The organism is Streptomyces boncukensis, from assembly GCF_011045075.1.
GTDB classification, from domain to species: Bacteria; Actinomycetota; Actinomycetes; order Streptomycetales; family Streptomycetaceae; genus Streptomyces; species Streptomyces boncukensis.
The window spans coordinates 1-926 of record NZ_JAAKZZ010001032.1 but is presented as its reverse complement, the minus strand read 5'-3'; the positions used below and the strand labels follow the sequence as shown (position 1 = coordinate 926).

The window sequence follows — 926 nt, the reverse complement described above, 5'->3', positions numbered from 1 at the left end:
TCCCCGGACGGACCCCCACCCGACGACCCAGGGGCCCCCGGCTGCCCAGGCGCCCCGGGCGCACCCGGCTGATCCGCACCACCCGGCACGCCCGGCTGACCGGACGAACCGGGCGGACCGACAGCACCCGGCTGATCCGGCGCACCCGGACCGCCGACAGCACCTGGCACACCCGGCGCACCCGGCGCACCCGGCGCACCGGCGGCACCCGGCACGCCCGGACCACCGACAGCACCCGAACCATCGACGCCACCCGGCACACGCTCAGCACCCGACTGGCCCGGACCACCCGCGACACCCGGCTGACCCGGGCCGCCAGCGCCACCCGAACCACCCGGCGCACCTGACAGACCCGGCGCACCCGGCTGCCCCGGCACACCGGCGACACCCGGACCACCCCCGGCGCCCGACACACCCGGCGCACCGGCGGCACCCGACGCCTCCGGACCACCGACGGCACCCGGCTGACCCGACGCACCCGGACCACCCGCAGCACCCGGCTGAGCCGGCGCACCGACGGCACCCGGACCACCCGGCGCACCGGCGGCACCCGGCGCCTCCGGACCACCCGCGACACCTGGCTGACCCGGACCGCCCGGGCCGCCAGCGCCACCCGAACCACCCGGCGCAACCGGCTGGCCCGACGCACCCGGGCCGCCAACGCCACCCGGCACACCCGGCGTGCCTGACTGACCCGGCGCACCCGCGACACCCGGCGCACCCGGCTGGCCCGACGCACCCGGACCACCCGCAGCACCCGGCTGAGCCGGCGCACCCGGCTGACCCGGACCACCCGGCTGGCCCGGCGCGCCCAGAGCACCCGGGCCACCCGCAGCACCCGGGCCACCCGGGCCACCACCGGCGGAACCCGGGCCGTCCGTGGCGTCCGGCTGGGCCGGTGCGTCGGTCGGGGCGGGGGGTGGGGC

The 926-nt window shown here is 80.8% G+C and carries 1 protein-coding gene; it reads right to left on the bottom strand.

Annotated features, from left to right (window positions below; all coding sequences use genetic code 11):
- Nucleotides 1–859 (bottom strand): hypothetical protein (locus G5C65_RS37755; protein WP_206442728.1); only part of this gene is annotated, 859 nt, incomplete at its 3' end.
- Nucleotides 860–926: the final 67 nt, after the last annotated feature.